The sequence below is a fragment of the Staphylococcus sp. OJ82 genome (assembly GCF_000294465.1).
GTDB classification, from domain to species: Bacteria; Bacillota; Bacilli; order Staphylococcales; family Staphylococcaceae; genus Staphylococcus; species Staphylococcus equorum.
The window spans coordinates 73,477-95,659 of record NZ_ALPU01000006.1 but is presented as its reverse complement, the minus strand read 5'-3'; the positions used below and the strand labels follow the sequence as shown (position 1 = coordinate 95,659).

Here is a 22,183-nt window from a genome sequence, read left to right as displayed (position 1 = left end):
GAATTCCCCCTATAACAAATGCACTTAAATAAGTTTCATACCTCATTTAAGTGCATTTGTTTGTTTAAATATACGAATTATTTATTATCTACACGTGTAGTATAGCTATGATTAGAATCATCTGCTACACTGCTCGCTTTATAATTTGCACTATCTCTACGATTTCTTCTGTTTTGCCATTTGTCAGCAACTTCCATTGCTACATTTGACCATTGAACTACTTGAGAAATTTTATCTTCATTTTGAGAAATATTGTGCGTGATTGAGTTTGTAACTCGATCAACTGAACCATTTAACGTTTGAGCTGATTCGCCGATGCCTTTCACTGCATCAACTACAGAATTCAAACGATCTGATTTGTCTTGGATATCTTCAGTTAAGCGATTTGCTTTATGAAGTAAGTCCGTAGATTCACGTGTAATACCTTGAATTTGTCCTTCAACACCATCAAGAGTTTTTGCAACGTGATCTAAGTTTTTCTTAACTGAAAGTAAAATTACAACGATACCAATTACTAAAATAAGAAAAGCAATCGCCGCAATAATACCAGCTATAGGTAAAATCCATTCCATTTAAAACGCCTCCTATTAATCATATGTTGTTATTTAATATAAATACCCAAATCATTTTAACATAAACATATTAAAATGAGGTAGTAACACCCATTTCTTTCATATAAGCACGTTGAATCTTCTGAATATCGCCCGCGCCCATAAATAAAATGACTGCATCACTATATTGTTCTAACGCATTCACAGTGGTTTCATCAATTAATGTCGCATTATCAATTCTTTGGAGTAAATCTTGAATTGTTAAATTACCAGTATTTTCTCTTATTGAACCAAAAATTTCACATAAGAAAGTTTTATCTGCTAAATTTAAACTTTCAGCAAAATCATCCAAGAATGCTTGCGTTCGACTAAAAGTATGAGGCTGGAATACAGTTACAACTTCTTTATTTGGATATTTCTTTCTAGCTGTCTCAATTGTAGCACTAATCTCTCTAGGATGGTGTGCATAATCGTCAACTAATACTTGTTTTCCCACTTTTGTCTCATTAAATCTTCTTTTTACGCCACCAAAAGTTTCTAAGGCTTCTTTTATATTATTTACATCTAAACTTTCAAGATAGCTAACTGTAATAACGGCAAGTCCATTTAATATATTGTGATCTCCAAATTGTGGAGATAAGAACGTATCATAATATTCATCTTTAATGTATACATCAAATTTAGTTCCATTTTCACTAATTTGTAGGTTATCCGCATATACATCATCATTTTTTGAAAAACCATAATAATATACTGGGACATCTGCTTCTATCTTACGTAAATGATTATCATCACCCCACGCAATAATTGCTTTTTTTACGTTATGTGCCATTTCTTGGAAAGCACTAAACACGTCTTCAACATCTTTAAAATAATCTGGATGATCAAAATCAATGTTTGTCATAATAGCATAATCTGGATGATAGCTTAGGAAATGTCTACGGTATTCACAAGCTTCAAATGCGAAATAATCACTTGCAGGAATACCTAACCCAGTGCCATCTCCAATTAAAAATGATGTCTTTTTATCCCCATTCATCACGTGTGACAATAAACCGGTTGTAGATGTTTTACCATGTGCACCTGTTACAGCTACAGATGTATATTGACTGATAACATGACCTAAAAAGTCGTGATAACGTATGACATCAAGTTTTAATTCATTCGCCTTAACAACCTCTTCGTGTGAATTTGGAAATGCGTTACCTTGAACAATTACCATGTCTTCTTTTATATTATTTTCGTCAAAAGGTAATATTTTAATACCTTTATTTTGTAATGCCACCTCTGTAAAAACATAATTATTTATATCTGAACCTTGTACTTCATTTCCAAGATCATGCATTATTTGTGCTAATGAACTCATGCCGGCACCTTTTATGCCGACAAAATGATAATGTGTCATTGTAACACTCCTTTATCTCTATTTAATTCTCATTCAAATCTAATTCTGTAATGTATACATCTCTTGGTTTTGAACCATTTGCTCCAGAAACATAACCTAATTGTTCTAATTGGTCTACAATTCTCGCTGCACGATTATAACCGATTTGGAAATGGCGTTGGACTAATGAAGTGGAAATATGACCTTCTTTCAACATAAATCTACATACATCATCAAATAAACTATCCTGAGGTTGTGCTTCCGTTTTTTTCAATAATTCTTTTTCTTCAAATAAATATTCTGGATCTCTTTGTTGTTTTATAAAATCAACAACATCGTCAATTTCATCATCCGATACAAATGTGCCTTGAACACGTATCGGTTTATTCATACCACTGCCTAAATAAAGCATATCTCCATATCCTAACAAGCGTTCAGCACCGCCACTATCTAGAATTGTTCTTGAATCGACGCTAGACGATACCATAAATGCAATTCTTGTAGGTATATTTGCTTTAATTAAACCTGTAATGACATTCACTGATGGGCGTTGTGTTGCTACTAACATATGAATACCACAAGCACGTGCTTTTTGTGCAATACGTGCGATAGATTGTTCTACTTCTTGTGGAGCCATCATCATTAAATCAGCTAATTCATCTATAACTATAACAATTTTTGGCATTCTATCTTCATATGTTGCTTTCTTATTAAAAGCAGTAATATTTCTTACGTGATATTTTGCGAACACTTTATAACGACGTTCCATTTCTTCTACAGCCCATTTTAAGCTTTGCGTAGCCGCTTTTACGTCAGTAATTACAGGCGCTACCAAATGTGGTAAATCATTATATGGTGCCAATTCTACCATTTTAGGATCAATAAGTAATAATTTTAGCTCTTCTGGATGATTTTTATATAATAGTGACATTAAAATACTATTTATACATACAGATTTACCAGAACCTGTTGCACCAGCAATAAGTGCGTGTGGCGTTTTAGATATATCCATAAGTAATGGTTCATTATTAATTCTAAGCCCCATAGCAACAGTTAATTTAGACTCTGCATTTTTAAATGTAGGATCTTCAATAATTGAACGTAAATTGACTGTGGCAGCATTCTGATTAGGAACTTCTATACCCACAAGGCTAGTACCAGGAATTGGTGCTTCTATACGAATATCTTTAGCTGCTAGCGCCATTTTAATGTCATCTTGCAATGCAGTTATTCTAGAAACTTTGACACCTTTTTCTACTGACAATTCAAAACGTGTGACACTTGGTCCTTCAGTAACATTTTGAACTTCAGCTGGAACATTAAAATAATAAAATGCATCATTAAGCTCTTGTTTTTTATCTTCGATCCAAACGTTATCAATTTCGTGTTGTTTAGGTTCTTCTAATAAATCTAAGTTAGGCAACTTAATATTAGGCCCTCTTCTAATTGTTGGCTTACCACTGTCGTCAGTTGTCTTACTAGCATCTAACTGATTGTGTACCTTCTCAGGTTTTAATTTTGGTTCTTGATTTTGTGTTATTTGTGACACATGTTCATTATTGTTTTTATTAAATTTAGTTTCATCATGGCTTACGTATTGATTGCCATCCACTGAAGATGGATTCATTTCATTGTCATGTTTTTCTGACGTTCCATGATTGATAGATTGTTCACTATGATTTGATGCATCTATTGAATTTGATGGATGTTCTGTCGTTTCGGACGTCGATGTCAGATTTTGCTGTGGTTGCTCTTGTCCAACTGTTTCAGCTTTAACTACGCTTTCAGTACCAAGGTCATTGGATTCAATTTCTTTACTTTCATTTTGTGACGACTGTGATGTGTTACTTGAATTTGTAAAATGCTGATTACTATTCTTAAGTTTTTTAGCATCCATCATACGTTTTTTATCAGAAGGTGTCATAACAACATTAAACGGTTTGCTACCTTTTCTAATTGATGTTTGATTTCTGTTTGAAGTCAATTCGTTAGATTCAGTTGTTTCATTATCAAGTGCATTTGATTGCGTACTACTAGAATGGAGCTGTGTTTCTTTACTAGCCACTTCATCTTCGGTTTCAACTTGATCAGTATCAGATTGCGCTGTATTGTATTGTGCTGAACCTTGTTGCACTTCAGCTATTTCATTAGATGCAGACTCCGATGACATGTCTGATTCTGATGGTTGTGTCATATCTTGAGCACTGTTTAGTTCTGTTTCAGTCGCTGATTCCTGATCTTCAAACTCTCTCTCTGTCTCGGACTCAAGTATAATACTTTCCGCTTCTGGTGATTCATTTTGTGGCATTGTCACTTCTCTATATTGAGCGTCTGATATATCGTCATTATCTTCTATTTCTACATAAAGATCTTCATCAGAAATATTTTCATTATTATCTTCAACTGTATTTAAAGTATCATCGTTTGAAATGGTTGTTTCGACATCATCATTTAATGATTTGTGTTCAGCTGATGTATGATTTTCAATGTCATTATCACTATCAGGTGATTCTGATTCTATATCTGCATCTACATTTACATATTCATCATTAATTTTATGTACATCGCGCACATTATCTAAATCAATTTCTTCATAATTAAATGGTGATGTAGCACCTATAGGGGTATCATCCTCATTTTGTTGACTATCATCAGATAGTTGAGCGTCTTGAATCGATGCTTCTGTTTGATTTTCAGAAACATTTTTGGCTTTGCTCTCTTCGTCTAAAGAACTTTCACCAATAAAATGGTGTGCTTGTTTGGCATACATTTCATCTATTGCTTTTTGTATGCTGTCTTCGTTATTATCTTGGTTTTCTTGACGTTTTTGTTGCAACGCTTTTTTGAATTGGCGTTTTTGAAGTACTTTACGTTCACGTTCTCTTCGAATTTCTTCTACGATTTGTGATGCGTAAATATTTTCAATATTAATTGTGTTGTTTACTTTAGGTTGTTCATTTGAAGATTGCTGCTTTTGTTCAGAAGGTTGTTGTGGCTGTTCATTATCTTTTTCCACTTGCGCTTCTATATAGTCATTACCTTCAAAAGAGTATGGTTGCTTATTATCAACTTGTGAATTTTCGTAGTCTGCTGCATCAATTGATGGTTCTACAAATTGATCATTATAAATTTTAGTGTCATGTATTTCTGATGATTCCTGTGCTGAAGTTTGCGATTGCGTTTTGTTATCTTCATAATTTGAAACTTGCTCGTTATTGCCGTTTTCAGTTTCATCTGAAGGTTTTATAACACCATTTTCCAGCGGGTGGGGTTTTTGAGTACCAAATATAGCAGATGGCACTTCACTCGCTTTAAAATCACTCTCATGATACATAGGTGTATCTCTTTTAGTTTTCTTAGAAGCATTTGCACGTAAAACATCAGTTTGTATTCTCATTCGTTGACCTTTATGAGATTTTGATTCTCGTTTTGGTTCTGAATATGTTTCTTTTGGTGACTCCTGATTTTCTGTTTGTGTATTAGCATCATTAGAAGCTGTCTTATCATACAAATGTCTACGTCTTCTCTGCTTATGATTGGCATTTATAGAGTCTGAAGTATGACGACCACTGTGTTGTTGATCACTATGATTCGAACTATCTTTTGAAATTGAATCTTCTTCTGGATGCTGTGCTTCATTCGCTTCTTCTAAAATACGCATTGGAAACCTGAATTTTCCTTTGGGTCTTTCATAAACATCATTGTTCTGAGGAAGTAATGAATCTTGTTCTTGTTGTGTAGCTTTTTGACGTCGTTGGTTTCTTTTACTAAGATAATCTTCTGTAGAATCATTATCTTCTCCAAATAACTTGTCGAACCAGCTCATTCGTACATTACCTCCTTTTATTCTTCAAAAAATGCTTGGCCAACTGTGTAATCATCAGATAAGACCATAATCCCTTTTTCTTGAGGTGCATTTGGTAAATCAAGTTCCTTCATAGAACAAATCATACCACTTGAAGCTACGCCTCTTAACTCAGCATCTTTAATAACCATACCGCTTGGCATTACAGCACCTACTTTAGCTACTACTACTTTTTGTCCAGCATCGATATTAGCTGCACCACAAACTATCTGTAACTTTTCAGAACTTACATCAACACTGAGTACACTTAATTTATCTGCATCTGGATGTTTTTCTTTAGTTTCAACATAGCCTACAACAAACTTAGGAGACAAATCTGCATTTAATTTAAAAGTAAATCCAGCATCTTCAATGGCTTTTTGAAATTCATTAACTAGTGTTTCAGTTAACTTAACATGCCCATTTCCACTTATAGTTGATTTTTCTGATACATTAAAAATGTTATAACCTACAACTTGTGATTCATTTTTAATTTCAACAACATCACCTTTATACTCATAATTGAACTCACCACTAGCTGGTTCAACTTGTAGAAACGCAACATCTCCTACTGCTTCTTTGTTATAAAATAAATTCATGTCTATAGACTCCTTATTTCTTATCTTTATTTTCGTATTGCTTTCTTGTTGCTTCTAATCTTTGTATCACGTTAGGATCTCTTTTTTGTTTATTATTTTTTCCTAATATAAAAATAGGCTCAAAATGACCTTTGTCGTAACCTAATGATAATGATGTAATTGGGACTAAACCTTTTGTAAAGAATTCCATAGTTAAATGCGCCATTACGTCATAACCCGTTTTATTACGGATATCTGCAATAATTAACACATCCTGATGTGGCACTGCAACTAACATTTCACCTTCACATTGGTCTTGGATTTCATTTAAAAACGTCGTGTTTAAGATTCTACTCGCATCATAGCCATCGTTAGAGTTAATAAAATAAAATATATTGCCTTTTACTTCATCCGTAGTATATTTATTATCTAATTTTCGCACATTAAATAAGGCCATTTCTTTTAATTGTTGCTTAGATAACTTCATTGACTCTAACATTTTTTCATCCATAAGACGATATGATTTCCCTAGATCAACTACGTAGTAAATATTTGTTTCTGCAGTGTGTTCTTCTATAACAAATGCATTACCATCTTTATCTTTTTTATCAAAACTTGGGGATCTCAATACTGGCATGATTTGGGCACTATCAACCTCTGATAGCCCCTCCCCTTTCATTTGTTCAATAGCTTCTTCTACATAATATACAATTTCATCTACTATATTTTCTTTTTGTTCTTTATATTTAGCTACTATCGTAGCAACTTTTACAGTGACACCTTTGCCATTGTCTACTCTAGATATACGTAGCGTTTCATCTTCTCGATTAAAAGTAAACTTCACTTCTGGTTTGCTTAATCGATCTTTTAATTTATCTCTCATTTGAAAGACATTCATTGTTAACACTCCTATTTACGTGCCTTATTATAGTTTACAATAAATACACCCTTAGGAACAGAAAAAATGTAAGTTCTAAGGGTATATATTTTTATATTTCAACATGAATTATTTACAAAATAAATTTTTTTATAAAGATGCTAAAAAGTCATCAATTTGTTCGATGGATTTTCGTTCTTTTCCAATATAACTACCGATTTGTGAGCCATTACGAAAAACTAGAAAACTTGGTATGCCCATAATGCCATTTTCCACACAAATATCTATAAATTTATCTCTATCAACTGAAATGAATTTGTAATTAGTGTATTTATCCTCTAACTGTGGTAATTCGGGTTCAATCACTTTACAATCAGGACACCAATCAGCCGTAAATAAAAATACTGTTTGCTCGTTTTTAAGTTGCTCAAATTGTTGTTCAGTTTCTAATTGTTGCATCTAATCTCTCCTTCATGTGTTATTTATATTGTAATTCTTCAATTTTCGAATCATCTAATTGGGTTGTAGCTTGCGTTAATAATTCTCTTGCAGCTTCGTAATCTCTTATATCAAACACTGCGTTTGTACTATGAATATATCGTGCACAAACTCCAATTACTGCGGTTGGGATACCGATTTTTGCTTTGTGAATTTCACCACCATCAGTGCCACCAGGTGAAATATAATATTGATGCTTAATTTTAAATTCATCAGCTAAATCTAGTAAGTAATCTCTAAAAATTGGTTTAAGTAGCATCGTACCATCTTTAATTCTAATTAGTGTACCTGCCCCTAATTCTCCAGATAAATTTTGTTTACCTTTCATATCATTGGCTGGTGAACAGTCTACTACAAAAGCCACATCAGGGTCTATCAATTCAGCAGAAGCTTTAGCTCCTCTTAAACCAACTTCTTCTTGAACATTGGCACCTACATATAAGTCATAGCCAAGCTCTACATCTTTTAATAATTCCAATAATTCAATACCAAGCAAACAACCATAACGATTATCCCACGCTTTACTTGTAAAACGATGCTCTGATAATTGTGTGAAAGGTGTTTCTGGAACAATTGAATCACCAATTTCAATGCCACGTTTTCTTACATCTTTTTGATTTTCACAGCCAATATCTAAAAGTAAATCTTCTATTTTAGGTGCACCTTCATTACCTGTCCTAAAATGTTTAGGTATATTCGCAACCACACCGGTGATTTCTTCATTTTTACGCGATTTTACTTTAAGTCGTTGACCTTGCCAAATATCTGTAGCAACGCCACCCAAATTTGTAAATTGTATCATACCATTTTCTGTAATATTTGTGATCATAAAACCAATTTCATCCATGTGAGCAGCCACCATTACACGCTTTGGATTCTTTACTTTCGAACGTTTAACACCGTAAATGCCACCCATGCGATTATAAACAAAATCATCTACGAATGGTTCTAATTCTGCTTTCAAGTATGCTTTTACATCATCTTCGAAACCAGGTGCGCCATGTAATTCTGTTAATGTTTTCATTCTAGCTAATGTTTTATTATTGTCTATATTCAATGTCTCTCACTCCTTACTATTTATTATATCATCTTCGTTATGGTAAACTATAAATATGACTTTATTGGAGGTAGATTGTGTTATGTTAAATAAAAAGAATAGGCTTATCATCTTATTTATTTCACTAACAACAATTGTCGGAGCGACTTATTTTTATAAACGTCAAAAAGATCTACAATATCACGATCCAGATAAAATTATTACTGAAGTAAGAACATACTTTATGAATGTTGTAGGATCTTATATATTGAATGAACCGATTACGTATAAAAAATCCGATAATAATTTTATTGTTTTTCAAGGTGGTATTACCACACACAACAATAAAACATTAACATATTATGACTTTTTTGCAGATGCAAAAAGTGGAGAAGTTATAGATATTCTTGAATGTGAATCATAAAAGTAAAAGGTTAAAGTTTTGAACATGTAATGTATCAATCGCTTAAAGCACTGATTATACATTACGAGAGATAAAGATTAACGCTGTTTAGACCTAGGACTACACCCATCCTTTTCTAAAACAGTGATAGTCCATATCTCTTCGTTCATAACTTTAGCCTTTTTAATTTCTCGTAATATAAGTTTCTATCTCATTCAATTTATGCTTATCAAATTTCACAGCAAAGTATTTCGCATCATGATAATATAAGAACCAATAATCTTGCAAGATATAATTTGGAATTAAACGTTCTTTCTCTCTTATAGATTGCATAGGATAGTCATCATATGCTGTTACCCACAATGGATTTCTATGAGCTAGCGTCGGGAAGATGTCTCCCATGTGCACTGCTTTTTCTCCTTCACTTTCTATTGTGACTACTGAATGTCCATAACTATGCCCTCCAGTATGACGGATTTGAATGCCAGGATATATTTCTATCTCGTCCTCAAATAATATTAATTTATTTTTAAAATCTCCATTATTTTTCTGCCAGTAAGTCGATTTACTACGTATATTGGGACTTTGGAATTCATGCCATTCATCTTGTTGAATGACATGTATTGCATTACTGAAAATAGCATGTCCATCGTTATCCGTTAGCCCAGCTGCATGGTCAAAATGAAGATGAGTCATTAATACATAATCAATATCCTCTTTTGTTATATTTAATGCTTTTAGATCATTTTCCATATCACTCTCATAATGGACACCAAATATTTTACGTTCTTTATCAGTTAATTTTCCAGTACCAATACCAGTATCAACAATAATATTTTTATCCTCAGTTTGGATAAGTATCGGATGCGTAGGTAATGGGATTTGATTTTTTTCGTTCACCTCGTATTTTTTTGTCCATAGTGCTTTTGGTACAACGCCAAACATTGCACCCCCATCAATATGAGTAACACCCCCGTTTAAATAATGTACTTTATAATTGCCTAATTTCATCATTTAATTCCTCCTCATCTTCCATTTAACAACGTCGATTACTTACTATAGTAATACAATACATTTACTACGTAAAATAATGGATATGATTTGAAAAACACTGATTCTTCAATTCCCTTCCTCTACGCAATCAATGCTATTATGAATAATAAAAAAAAATGCCAACAAAGTTATATAACTCTGTTGGCATTTTTTAATAATTATAAATTTTTATGGAATTTTGCTTCCATGCGATAAATTCTTGAGCCCTTGTCAGAAAACTTTCTTTCATACTCAGTTTCTATATTATCTTCGTCATCTTCCTGATGAAGATTTAAATTGAGTTTAGTAAAATACATACCGAATTGAGACATACTCTCTAAACTATAAGCAAAAAGACCTCTGTTGTCAGTTTTAAAATGAAGTTCCCCATCTTCTTTCAAAACTTGCTTATACAGTGCTAAAAACGTATGATACGTCAATCTACGCTTAGTATGTCGTTTTTTAGGCCATGGATCTGAAAAATTCAAATATATACGATCAATTTCGCCATCTTTGAAATATTCATTGAGCTCCAGTGCATCATTACATATCAATTTAATATTTGTAAGGCCAAGTTCTTTAACTTTATCTACAATATTAACTACTACACTTTTTTCTCGTTCTAAAGAAATAAAATTTATATCAGGATTTTGACCAGCAAGTGTCGTAATAAACTGTCCCATTCCTGACCCTATTTCAATATATATTTCTTGATCTTTATCAAACCAGTCACTTATGTGCCTTGCATGACTACCATCCATATCCACTAATTCAGGATGTGATTTTAAATAATCTTCTGCCCAAGGCTTGTAACGCATTCTCATTCTGATAACTCCTTATATAAAAGCATTGTTATTCATTACTTCATTTAAGAATTTAAGCCACATATTCATATCTTTGTAGCGCTTTTGTTCTTCGTACCATTGAACCATACCTATAGACTGGATAACTGTATACCATTTCATACGTTTTTGTAAGTCCATTGAATCTTTTGTTCCATATACATCTAACCAGTGAGGCCATTTCTTTTCAGGAACGTAATTGTATAGCAGCATACCTAAATCAATTGCAGGATCAGCAATCATCGCACCTTCCCAATCAACCAAGTAAAGCTCGTCACGATCTGATAATAACCAATTATTATGGTTGACGTCGCCATGCACAACGGTAAAGAAACGTGGATCTAAATTAGGCATATGATCTTCTAAATACGTCAATGCTTTTCTTACTACATGATGCGTTAAAACTTCTCTAGATAATGAAGCGTTAATTTTGTTTAACAAAATATCGGGTGTAATCGGCTCCATTTCCATTCGTTTTAACATATTCAATAGTGTTCTTGAACTATGAATTTTTTTCAATAAATTAGCTACTCTTTGTTCGTACATTTCATTAAAAGTAAGTTCTCTACCATTTTTCCAATGCTGCGCCGTTACAACTTCTCCAGTTTCGATACGTTTCGTCCAAACTAGTTTTGGCACAATACCTTCAGCAGATAAGGCTGCAATAAAAGGGTTTGAATTTCTTTTTAAAAATAATTTCTGTCCATCCTGTTCAGCCATATAAGCTTCACCAGATGCACCACCTGCTGAATCAAGCGTCCATCCTAATTGATAAAACTGCTCCAACACGTTCACCTCACTTTCAACTAGAAAATGGCTCCTGAAAAGAATTTTCGAGAGCCATATATAATAATTTTTAATTCAAAATTATAAACTCCAACCAAAATTGTGCAGCCTCAAGTTTTATGACTGACACATTGTCCCATCGTGGTTCAAGTTCTTTTTAATTTATTAATACTCATACTGTCTGAGCTAATTTACAATAACTTTTACATCATATCATAAATTAGCTCTTAACAGAGTATTAATTTAATATTTCTTTATCTTTTTTTGTGAAATTTTTTACTTCCAAATTTCATAACATATAAAAGATTTTATAATCTTTAATACTTTATTTCAACTATAAATGAGAAATTAAAATTCACATTTTGATTCCATACCTTTATGGAATTCTATTAAACGGCTCAGTAAGAATTATAACATAATTTGACCTTAATATATGTTACATTTTCTATCCATTTATTGAAATTATTAACTATGCGTGTCAATATATCTATTAAATCCTTCTTGTAACGATTTAGTGATTGGTCCTACTTTTCCATCACCCACAGCTTCACCATTTAATTTAACAACTGGCATCACTTCAATTGATGTACTTGAAATCAAAACTTCATCCGCATTTTTCAAAAAATCTAAAGTAAATGTTTCTTCTTTAAACGAAACACCTTTTTCTTGAGCAATTTCTTTTATAACCATACGTGTAATGCCGTTCAAAATATAGTTGTTGATTGGGTGCGTATAAATCACTCCATCTTTAATTGCGTAAACATTACTTGAAGACCCTTCTGTAACAGTTTCACCACGGTGCTGAATTGCTTCTTGTGCATTATATTTAACAGCATATTCTTTTGCTAATACATTGCCTAATAAATTCAAGCTTTTTATATCACATCTTAACCAACGGATATCTTCAGTCGTCACGGCATTTATGCCTTCTTCTAATAGCTTATATGGACGATCATAAGTCTTTGTAAAAGCTGTGATGTTCGCTTTTACTGATGGCGTAGGAAAGGCATGGTCACGTGGTGCGGTACCACGTGTTACTTGAATATATACACCGCCATTAACTACACCATTTGCAGCTATCAGTTCGCGTACGAGTTCTATAAGCCCATTAACAGTATAGTTTAATTCTAAGCCAATTTCTTTAGCACTTCTTAATAATCTTTCAAAATGTGCATTGGCAGTAAAAGGATGATTGTCATAAACTCTTATATATTCATAAATACCATCACCAAATACATAACCTCTATCGTTATAAGCTACATTTGCATCTTTTTCTTCTATTAATCTTTCGTTTATTAACACTTTTGTCATATTTATTCCTCCACACACAAAGTATATAGTGACTCTAAATAGATACTCGTCGCATCAAATAATTGCTTCTTACTGATATATTCATTTTTTTGGTGCATTAAATCTTCAGAATCATTGAACATTGCTCCAAAGGCAACACCTTTATCTAAATTACGTGCGTATGTGCCGCCACCAATTGTGTATGGTTCAGTTTCATCGCCTGTTTGATTTCTATAGGCTTGTACGAGCGTTTGAACAAATGGATCATCTTTTTCTACATAGTGTGGTGTTTGATTTTTACCTAATTCAATTGAAAATCCAAGTAATTGAACTTCACTCTTAAAACGCGTCATTGCTTCTTCAAATTCAAATCCTTGCGGATATCTTAAATTAACACCAAATGTTCCACCTTTAACATTGTCATAAGACATAACACCAATATTCGTCGTTAAATCACCCATAACATCTGTGTGGAATTTCATACCCAATTTTTCTCCGAAATGAGAATTGAATAAATATTTTTCACTGAAACCTACGAAATTAGCTGCTGTTTTATCTAAATCTAGGCTTGATAAGAAATTTAACAAGTATAAACCAGCATTGACACCGATAGAAGGATCCATACCATGTACGGCTTTTCCTTGAACTTTTAATACAAGTACACCACTATCAACGATACTTTCCCCTTCAATATTGTTCTCTTGAACAAATTGTTCGAAATTTTGAATGACATCAGTCATGTTTTCTTTTACAGATACATTTGCCACGGCTTCATCAGGTACCATATTATATCTTTGACCTGAGTTAAATGAAATTAATTCATATTCTGGCTCGTCTTGGTCTTCTGCTTTTTCATTTTGTATCACATCAAAAGTAGTAATACCTTTTTCGCCGTGAATTGCAGGGAATTCTGCATCCGGTGCAAATCCTAATGCAGGCATTTCTTCAGTTTCAAAATAACGCTCAGTGCATTGCCAATCAGATTCTTCATCAGTACCTATTATAATATGTATACGTTTTTTCCAATTTACATTCATATCATTTAATATTTTAACTGCATAGTACGCTGCAATTGTTGGACCCTTATCATCAAGCGTACCTCTTGCAATAATTCTATCGTCTGTCACAACTGGATCAAATGGATCAGAATCCCAACCTTCTCCAGCAGGTACAACATCAACATGGCATAATATACCAAAAACATCTTCTCCAGCACCCGCTTCAATACGACCAGCGATATGGTCTACATCATGTGTGCCAAATCCATCGCGTTCAGCTATTTTGTACATGTAATCTAAGGCTTTTCGTGGACCAGGTCCAACTGGATATTCTGCTGTTGCTTTATTATCTTCCCTAACACTCTCGATAGATAATAAACCTTTCAAATCATCAACGATTAGATCTTCATATTCTTTCACTTTGTCTTTCCACATTTGTGATCCACTTCCTTCTCCAAACTTATATATTTAATATTTTACATGAAGTGTGGAAGAAACTACAGTGAGATGTCATTATTATTTAAAAATTCCAACTGTTTAGTCAACAAAGAAAACAGTTCAACCTATATATATTAATATATTTCAAAAACTGTATTAATATAAAAAAGAAGTGAGACAAAATACATGTCTCATCCTTAATTAATATATTGGAAGTGACTGACTGAACTGAAAATGCGCTTATATTAATCTTTTAAAGCACTACTACTTCATTTATGAAGACAAGCAGCTCTTATGCAAGCGCTTCAGCTCTTGTATTCGATTTTCTAGTTATCTTTGTGAGACTCGGCTCATACGACGAAATCTCGTTAAAAAATATAAATTTCTGTCGCACTTACATAAAAAAACCTAGTTCATTAAAATGAACTAGGTCGTCAAAACGTAATCTACTACTTATTATCACGTTTATTACTATTATTTTTTAATTCTTCTTCAGTTACGACACGTAGATTATTAGAAGGATCTCCGCCTTCATCATCGAATCTAGCTTCTTCAATTTCTACATCTTCTTTTTTGACACCATTTTTGAAATGATTTTTTTGATCTTTAAGGTAACCTTTAGGGTCTTGTTTTACTTTTGAAGCATAGCCTTTAGGATCTTGTTTTACTTCGCTATAAGTTTCGCCTGCTTTTGAACTAATTTGACTAGCGATATCTTTCGCATTTTGTTTATATGATTCTGGATTAGACTTGTATTTGCCATACTCGTCTTTTAATCTATCTCTATTTTCTTTTTTAGAAAGAACAACTGCAGCCGCTGCTCCGCCGATACCTAATACTGCTTTAAATAATTTTGACATAAAAACACCTCTTCATTATTTTAATCCTAATTGTTTAAAATCTTGTTGAGTTAGATGACGATATTCTCCTGGCGCTAATGCTGAATCTAGCTTTAAGTCGCCAATGCTAATACGTTTCAAAGCTAAAACTTCATTATCTATAGCATGAAACATACGCTTAACCTGATGATACCTTCCTTCGTATATTGTGACAAATGATTTGTTCTTTTCATCACCTTCAACTAATTGAGCAGGTTTCACCAATCCCTCATTTAATTCAATACCCGTTTTAAAGGATTCTATATCATTTTTTGTAATAGTTTTTTCAGAAATTACTTCATATGTCTTAGAAACATGCTTTGTTGGACTCATCAATTGATGGTTAAACTGCCCATCATTAGTGATGAGCAATAACCCTTCAGTATCTTTATCCAAACGTCCAACTGGAAATAGTTCTAAATATCTAAATTCTTCTACTAAGTCTATAACTGTCTGTTGATTATTATCTTCAGTAGCTGATAAATACCCTTTTGGTTTATTTAACATCAAATAGATTTTATCTATATACTGAATTTGCGTTTCATTAACACTTACAGTATCCGTATCTGGATTGATTTGTGTTTTTGGTGATTTCTCTTTTTTATCATTCACGGTAACATTGCCTTTTTTTAGTAGTTGTTTCACTTCTGTACGTGTTCCTACGCCCATATTAGCTAAGAATTTATCTATTCTCATTCTGCGATACCTAACTTACGTCTAATTTTCTGTGGAATATCACCTAAAAACTGATCTGCAAGTCTTGTCTTCATAGTCATGCTAGCATAAACTAACATACCAACAATCACACTAACAATAATTATAATCAGCGATCCAAATTTAGATTGTGTTGAAATAAAGAATTGTAAGATAAAGAATGTTAATTCAACTGATATCATCATAATTAAGCTATACAAGAATATTTTACCAAAGTGTAACCATGTTTCTGAAAAATCAAATTTAGCATGTTTTTTAAGTATATACAGATTACATGACACTGCAAATAATAATGCAATTGCCGTACTTAATATCGCACCAGCAGAATGGAACGCTATAATTAATGGTGTATTTAACACTACTTTTATTACAACTGCCGCTAATATAACAAATACTGTTAATTTTTGTTTATCAATACCTTGTAATATTGATGCTGTTACACTCAATAAACCAATTAGAATTGCTACTGGCGCATAGTAGAATAGCATTTGGCTACCATCAACATTATAACTATAAAAGACTGTATATAATGGTAACGCTAATGCCATAATACCTAAACTTGCAGGCACTGTGATGAACATTAGAACCCCTAATGACGTACGTATTTGTCTGTGCATCTCATGTAATTCACCTTTTGCATACGTTTTAGTAATAAATGGAATTAAACTTACTGCAAAACCAGCTGATAGTGCTGTTGGAATCATAACGATTTTATTTGTCGTCATATTTAAAATTGTAAAGAAATAGTCATGCATATTGCTAGACACACCTGCTAAACCGAGTGCGCTATTATGTGTAAATTGATCGACTAAATTAAATAATGGGAAATTCAGACTCACGATGACGAACGGAATACTGTAAGAAATAATCTCTTTGTACATTTTACCGTATGATATATCAATACCCGTTGTATCCGTTGCAACCATTTTTTCAATATTAGGTTTTCTTTTTCTCCAGTAATACCATAGTGTGAAAATCCCTGCAATTGCTCCTACAGCCGCTGCAAATGTAGCAATACCATTAGCTGCAAGTACACTGCCGTTAAATACATTAAGAACTAAATAACTACCAACTAAAATAAATAGTATACGTGCAATTTGTTCAATAACTTCTGACACTGCTGTTGGTCCCATAGATTTGTAACCCTGGAACACACCACGCCATGTAGCAAGTAGCGGAATAAAAATAACTACCATACTAATAATTCTAATAATCCATGTAATTTCGTCTACTGACCATCCGCCATTTGCACCTGCTTTATTTGCTAAAGTAATAGATGCAATTGTTGGAGCTAATAAATATAAGATGAAAAATCCTATAAATCCTGTTACAGTCATAACAAGAAAGCTTGATTTATACAGTTTTTCACTGACCTTATATGCACCCATTGCATTATACTTAGAAACATATTTAGACGCTGCTAATGGGACTCCCGCAGTTGCAATAGCAATCGCTATATTATACGGGGTGTATGCATAGTTGAAAGGCGCCAAATTTTCCTCTCCACCAATAATCGAGTAGAATGGAATAATATATATAACACCTAAAACCTTAGTAATCAAAATACTAAGCGTAATTAAAAAGGTGCCCCTCACTAATTCTTTACTTTCACTCATTCAGATCTTCCTATCTCAAATTAATTTTTACACTCATAACTTTAATAATAACGTTATAACTACTTTTTTTCAAAAGTATATTACTATAAAATAACACTATATAGCTAAGGGAGGCAATAAAATGTATCAAACAATTATAATCGGTGGTGGGCCAAGTGGACTCATGGCTGCCGCTGCAGCAAGTCAAAATAGCGAAAATGTTTTATTAATTGAGAAGAAAAAAGGATTGGGCCGCAAGCTAAAAATTTCTGGTGGCGGCCGCTGTAATGTTACTAACCGCCTTCCTTATGATGAAATTATAAAAAACATACCTGGCAATGGAAAATTTTTATACAGTCCTTTCTCTGTATTTGATAATGAATCCATCATTCAATTTTTCGAATCAAGAGGTGTAGGTTTAAAAGAAGAAGATCATGGTCGTATGTTTCCAGTATCTAATAAAGCACAAGACGTGGTAGATGCCCTCATTCATACGTTACAACAAAACAATGTAAACGTTAAAGAAGAATCTACTGTCCAATCTATTGAATATACACCACAACAAACGTTTCAAGTTACACTAAATGAGCAACAACAATTTGAAAGTAAGAGTCTCATTATTGCGACTGGTGGTACTAGTGTACCCAAAACGGGTTCTACTGGAGATGGTTATAAATTTGCTAAACATTTAGGGCATACGATTACAGAATTATTTCCAACCGAAGTTCCTATTACGTCTTCTGAACCTTTTATTAAGAACAAGCGTTTAAAAGGTTTAAGTTTAAAGGATGTTGCACTATCCGTATTGAAAAAGAATGGCAAACAACGTATCACACATCAAATGGATATGTTATTCACACATTTTGGTATAAGTGGACCTGCCGCACTGAGATGTAGTCAATTTGTATATAAAGAGCAAAAAAGTCAAAAACAAAAAGAGATTCAGATGCAACTTGATGCTTTTCCAAATCTGAGTGTCGCTCAATTAGAAGCACAAATTAGAAATATATTAAAAGACACACCTGACAAATATATTAAAAATAGCTTGCACGGGTTAATCGAAGAACGTTATTTATTATTCATTATTGAACAAGCACAAATTAGTGATGACTTAACTGCCCATCATATTTCAAATGCACAAATTAATAAGTTAGTTGAATTATTTAAAGGTTTTACTTTTACTGTCAACGGAACGTTGCCCATCGATAAAGCTTTTGTAACTGGTGGTGGTGTGTCATTAAAAGAAATACACCCTAAAACTATGATGTCAAAACACGTACCAGGATTATTTTTGTGCGGTGAAGTATTAGATATACATGGTTACACAGGTGGATATAATATCACAAGCGCTTTAGTCACTGGTAATGTTGCTGGCTCAAACGCGGGTGAATTTCATCTTTAATACTTAAATATAATCTTCACAAATCAAAACAAACAAAATGCTCTTATAGCATTTTGTTTGTTTTTTTGATTTGTATTGTCATCGAGACAATATTTGCCTTTGACAAGTTCATAGCTGAAGACTGTAGGATGACACTGCGCTTGTGGAATACTTGTACAAAAAAATGCCAACAAAGTCAGAGACTTTGTCGACACTTTAAAATTGCAATTAACGCTCTAAAAAGAAAGCTAATTAGAATTTATTAAATCAAACATTTTCAATTCAATATTTTAAGCTTTATTTCAACTTAAATACTATTGATTTCTAAACCTTCGTCGCCCCACGCGTCCATACCGCCTTCAACATTAACTGCATGTATATCGTTTTGTTCAAGGAATTGAACAACTTGTGCACTACGTCCGCCCACTTTACAGATGATATAATATGTTTCATCTTTGTTAAAATGATTTAATTTATCTGGAACTTGATTCATTGGTATTTTTTCTGCGCCTGGTATTACACCCATAGCTGTTTCTTCATCTGTTCTAACATCAACGATATGAATTGGATCAGAATTTAGGACTTTATCTTTCAACTCATCAATTGTAATAGATTCCATAAATAATTCCTCCTACTATTATTTAGCTACAATGTTAACTAATTTTTTTGGTACTGCAATGACTTTCTTGATATCTTTACCTTCAATTTCAGCTTTAACATTATCATTATCAAGTGCTAATTGTTCCATTTCTTCTTTTGAAGTTTCTTTTGGGATATTAATCTTAGCACGTACTTTACCGTTCACTTGAACAACAATTTCGATTTCATCATCAACGAGCAATGATTCATCATATGAAGGCCATGGTTGATAAGTGATTGTTTCTTCATGTCCAAGTTGCGTCCATAATTCTTCAGATATATGTGGTGCAATTGGTGCCAACATTTTAATGAATCCTTCAATATATGGTTTGTAAATTTCATTTGTTTTATAGCAATCATTGATAAATACCATAAGTTGACTTATCGCGGTATTGAAATTCAAAGTATTATAATCCTCAGTAACTTTTTTCACTGTTTGATGATAACTTTTATCTAAAGCTTTATTATTATTGTTTACCACTTTATCGGAAATCAAACCATCATCAGTAACTAATAAGCGCCAGATTCTGTCTAAGAAACGTCTTGAGCCGTCTAAACCATTTTCACTCCATGCAATTGCTGCATCAAGTGGTCCCATAAACATTTCATACATACGTAAAGTATCAGCACCGTGTGATTTCACGATATCATCTGGGTTGATTACATTACCTTTTGACTTACTCATTTTTTCATTACCTTCACCGAGTATCATGCCTTGGTTAAATAATTTTTGGAATGGTTCTTTCGTAGGGACTACACCTAAATCATATAAAACTTTATGCCAGAATCTCGCATATAATAAGTGAAGTACTGCGTGTTCTACACCACCAATGTATAAATCAACCGGTAGCCAGTGTTTTAATTTTTCTGGATCAGCAAGCATTTGATCATTATCTGGATCAATATATCTTAAATAATACCAGCAGCTACCTGCCCATTGTGGCATAGTATTTGTTTCGCGACGACCTTTCATTCCAGTTTCTTCATCAACCACATTAACAAAATCAGCAATGTTAGCTAATGGAGATTCGCCTGTACCTGAAGGCTTAATTTCATCCGTTTCAGGTAAAAGTAACGGCAGTTCTTCTTCTGGAACAGTAGTCATTGAACCATCTTCCCAATGAATTACAGGTATTGGTTCGCCCCAATATCTTTGACGACTAAATAACCAGTCTCGTAATTTATAATTTACTTTTCGAGTACCTGCACCTTTTTGTTCTAACAATTCAATTGCTTTAGCAATCGCTTCTTCGTTATATAGACCGTTTAACTCGCCAGAATTAACATGTGGTCCATCTCCATCATAGGCTTCTTGCGATAAATCGCCACCTTCGATAACTTCTAAAATTGGCAAATCAAATGTTTGTGCGAATTCATAGTCTCTTTGGTCTCCACTTGGTACTGCCATAACTGCACCAGTTCCGTATGTGGAAAGTACATAATCGGCAATCCAAATTGGAACTTGTTGTCCAGATAAAGGATTCGTTGCATATGCACCAGTGAATACACCGGATTTTTCTTTAGATAAACCTGTACGTTCTAAGTCTGACTTTTTAGCCGCTTCTTGTTGATAATCTTTGATAGCCACTTCTTGATCTGCTGTTGTAATTTGATTTACAAGTTCATGTTCAGGACTTAACACTAAGAATGTTGCACCGTACACAGTATCTGCACGTGTTGTAAATACTTCAATTTGGGCATCATTGTCTTCTACATCGAATGAGATAGCAGCCCCTTCTGAACGACCAATCCAGTTACGTTGCATGTCTTTTAATGATTCAGGCCAATCTAGGTCATCTAAATCTTCAAGTAAACGATCTGCATATTCAGTAATTTTTAATACCCATTGTTTCATTGGTTTTCTTACCACAGGGTGACCGCCACGTTCGGACACACCGTCAATAACTTCTTCATTTGAAAGTACTGTACCAAGTTCTGGACACCAGTTTACTGCAACTTCATCAACGTAAGCGAGTCCTTTATTATATAATTGAATAAAAATCCATTGCGTCCATTTATAATATTCTGGGTCTGTAGTATTCACTTCTCTATCCCAATCATAACTGAAACCTAATTCTTTAATTTGACGTTTAAACGTCTCAATATTTTTTTTAGTAAATTCACGAGGATCATTACCAGTGTCTAAGGCATACTGTTCTGCAGGAAGACCAAATGCATCCCACCCCATTGGATGTAACACATTATAACCTTGCATACGTTTATAACGAGAAATAATATCTGTAGCTGTATAACCCTCTGGATGGCCTACATGAAGTCCTGCACCTGATGGGTATGGAAACATGTCTAGCGCATAGAATTTTTTTTGACCTAAATTATCGCTCGTTTTAAAAGTTTTATGTTCTGCCCAATAATCCTGCCATTTCTTTTCAATTTCATTATGATTGTAGTTCACTACTTT

19 protein-coding genes are annotated in these 22,183 nt (G+C 33.3%); 2 read left to right on the top strand and 17 right to left on the bottom strand.

Features of this window, described 5'->3' with window-relative positions:
- Positions 1–77: 77 nt before the first annotated feature.
- The 7 genes from SOJ_RS06750 to SOJ_RS06720 all read right to left on the bottom strand — a co-directional run bounded on the left by SOJ_RS06750 (position 78) and on the right by SOJ_RS06720 (position 8,756).
- Positions 78–572: a DUF948 domain-containing protein gene (locus SOJ_RS06750; protein ID WP_002507318.1), complete on the bottom strand. Its 495-nt coding sequence runs from the start codon at positions 570–572 to the stop codon at positions 78–80.
- A gap of 70 nt (positions 573–642) precedes the next feature.
- Positions 643–1,956: a UDP-N-acetylmuramate--L-alanine ligase gene (gene murC, locus SOJ_RS06745; protein WP_002507317.1), complete on the bottom strand. Its 1,314-nt coding sequence runs from the start codon at positions 1,954–1,956 to the stop codon at positions 643–645.
- Between the two features lie 22 nt (positions 1,957–1,978).
- Positions 1,979–5,761 carry a DNA translocase FtsK gene (locus SOJ_RS06740; protein ID WP_002507316.1) on the bottom strand — a complete coding sequence of 1,261 codons (3,783 nt, stop codon included), beginning with the start codon at positions 5,759–5,761 and terminating at the stop codon, positions 1,979–1,981.
- A gap of 17 nt (positions 5,762–5,778) precedes the next feature.
- A complete protein-coding gene (gene ytpR / locus SOJ_RS06735) occupies positions 5,779–6,378 on the bottom strand; it encodes a YtpR family tRNA-binding protein (RefSeq protein WP_002507315.1) in 600 nt (199 codons plus the stop codon).
- Positions 6,379–6,391: 13 nt separating this feature from the next.
- Complete coding sequence (locus tag SOJ_RS06730; protein WP_002507314.1) at positions 6,392–7,255, bottom strand: DUF1444 domain-containing protein; 864 nt, start codon at positions 7,253–7,255, stop codon at positions 6,392–6,394.
- A gap of 129 nt (positions 7,256–7,384) precedes the next feature.
- On the bottom strand, positions 7,385–7,693 hold the full coding sequence (locus tag SOJ_RS06725) for a thioredoxin family protein (RefSeq protein WP_002507313.1): 309 nt from the start codon (positions 7,691–7,693) through the stop codon (positions 7,385–7,387).
- Positions 7,694–7,712: 19 nt separating this feature from the next.
- Positions 7,713–8,756, bottom strand: coding sequence for a M42 family metallopeptidase (locus SOJ_RS06720; RefSeq protein WP_391538245.1), 1,044 nt, complete (start codon positions 8,754–8,756; stop codon positions 7,713–7,715).
- A 115-nt stretch (positions 8,757–8,871) separates the two neighbouring features.
- Here SOJ_RS06720 and SOJ_RS06715 point away from each other — a divergent pair, with 115 nt between their 5' ends.
- Complete coding sequence (locus SOJ_RS06715) at positions 8,872–9,192, top strand: hypothetical protein (RefSeq protein ID WP_002507311.1); 321 nt, start codon at positions 8,872–8,874, stop codon at positions 9,190–9,192.
- A gap of 162 nt (positions 9,193–9,354) precedes the next feature.
- On the opposite strand, the gene SOJ_RS06710 is transcribed toward SOJ_RS06715, so the two are convergent.
- The 8 genes from SOJ_RS06710 to SOJ_RS06675 form a co-directional block, all read right to left on the bottom strand.
- Entirely contained in the window at positions 9,355–10,182 is an 828-nt protein-coding gene (locus SOJ_RS06710) for a YtnP family quorum-quenching lactonase (protein ID WP_037539490.1), read from the bottom strand.
- Between the two features lie 200 nt (positions 10,183–10,382).
- On the bottom strand, positions 10,383–11,027 hold the full coding sequence (trmB, locus tag SOJ_RS06705; protein ID WP_002507309.1) for a tRNA (guanosine(46)-N7)-methyltransferase TrmB: 645 nt from the start codon (positions 11,025–11,027) through the stop codon (positions 10,383–10,385).
- 12 nt (positions 11,028–11,039) lie between these two features.
- On the bottom strand, positions 11,040–11,831 hold the full coding sequence (locus SOJ_RS06700) for a phosphotransferase family protein (protein WP_002507308.1): 792 nt from the start codon (positions 11,829–11,831) through the stop codon (positions 11,040–11,042).
- A gap of 465 nt (positions 11,832–12,296) precedes the next feature.
- Positions 12,297–13,142: a D-amino-acid transaminase gene (dat, locus tag SOJ_RS06695; RefSeq protein WP_002507307.1), complete on the bottom strand. Its 846-nt coding sequence runs from the start codon at positions 13,140–13,142 to the stop codon at positions 12,297–12,299.
- 2 nt (positions 13,143–13,144) lie between these two features.
- Positions 13,145–14,554, bottom strand: coding sequence for a dipeptidase PepV (gene pepV / locus SOJ_RS06690; protein ID WP_002507306.1), 1,410 nt, complete (start codon positions 14,552–14,554; stop codon positions 13,145–13,147).
- 452 nt (positions 14,555–15,006) lie between these two features.
- Positions 15,007–15,417: a YtxH domain-containing protein gene (locus tag SOJ_RS06685; protein WP_002507305.1), complete on the bottom strand. Its 411-nt coding sequence runs from the start codon at positions 15,415–15,417 to the stop codon at positions 15,007–15,009.
- 15 nt (positions 15,418–15,432) lie between these two features.
- Complete coding sequence (locus tag SOJ_RS06680) at positions 15,433–16,131, bottom strand: pseudouridine synthase (protein WP_002507304.1); 699 nt, start codon at positions 16,129–16,131, stop codon at positions 15,433–15,435.
- On the bottom strand, positions 16,128–17,765 hold the full coding sequence (locus tag SOJ_RS06675) for a putative polysaccharide biosynthesis protein (protein WP_002507303.1): 1,638 nt from the start codon (positions 17,763–17,765) through the stop codon (positions 16,128–16,130). The genes SOJ_RS06680 and SOJ_RS06675 overlap by 4 nt, the downstream gene beginning before the upstream one ends.
- Positions 17,766–17,886: 121 nt before the next feature.
- Between SOJ_RS06675 and SOJ_RS06670 the strand changes: the two genes are divergently transcribed.
- On the top strand, positions 17,887–19,146 hold the full coding sequence (locus SOJ_RS06670; protein ID WP_002507302.1) for an NAD(P)/FAD-dependent oxidoreductase: 1,260 nt from the start codon (positions 17,887–17,889) through the stop codon (positions 19,144–19,146).
- A 286-nt stretch (positions 19,147–19,432) separates the two neighbouring features.
- On the opposite strand, the gene SOJ_RS06665 is transcribed toward SOJ_RS06670, so the two are convergent.
- Both SOJ_RS06665 and leuS read right to left on the bottom strand, forming a co-directional pair.
- The gene (locus SOJ_RS06665) at positions 19,433–19,744 is read right to left on the bottom strand and encodes a rhodanese-like domain-containing protein (RefSeq protein WP_002507301.1); all 312 of its coding nucleotides are present in this window, start codon (positions 19,742–19,744) and stop codon (positions 19,433–19,435) included.
- An 18-nt stretch (positions 19,745–19,762) separates the two neighbouring features.
- A complete protein-coding gene (leuS, locus tag SOJ_RS06660) occupies positions 19,763–22,177 on the bottom strand; it encodes a leucine--tRNA ligase (RefSeq protein WP_002507300.1) in 2,415 nt (804 codons plus the stop codon).
- Between the last annotated feature and the right edge of the window lie 6 nt (positions 22,178–22,183).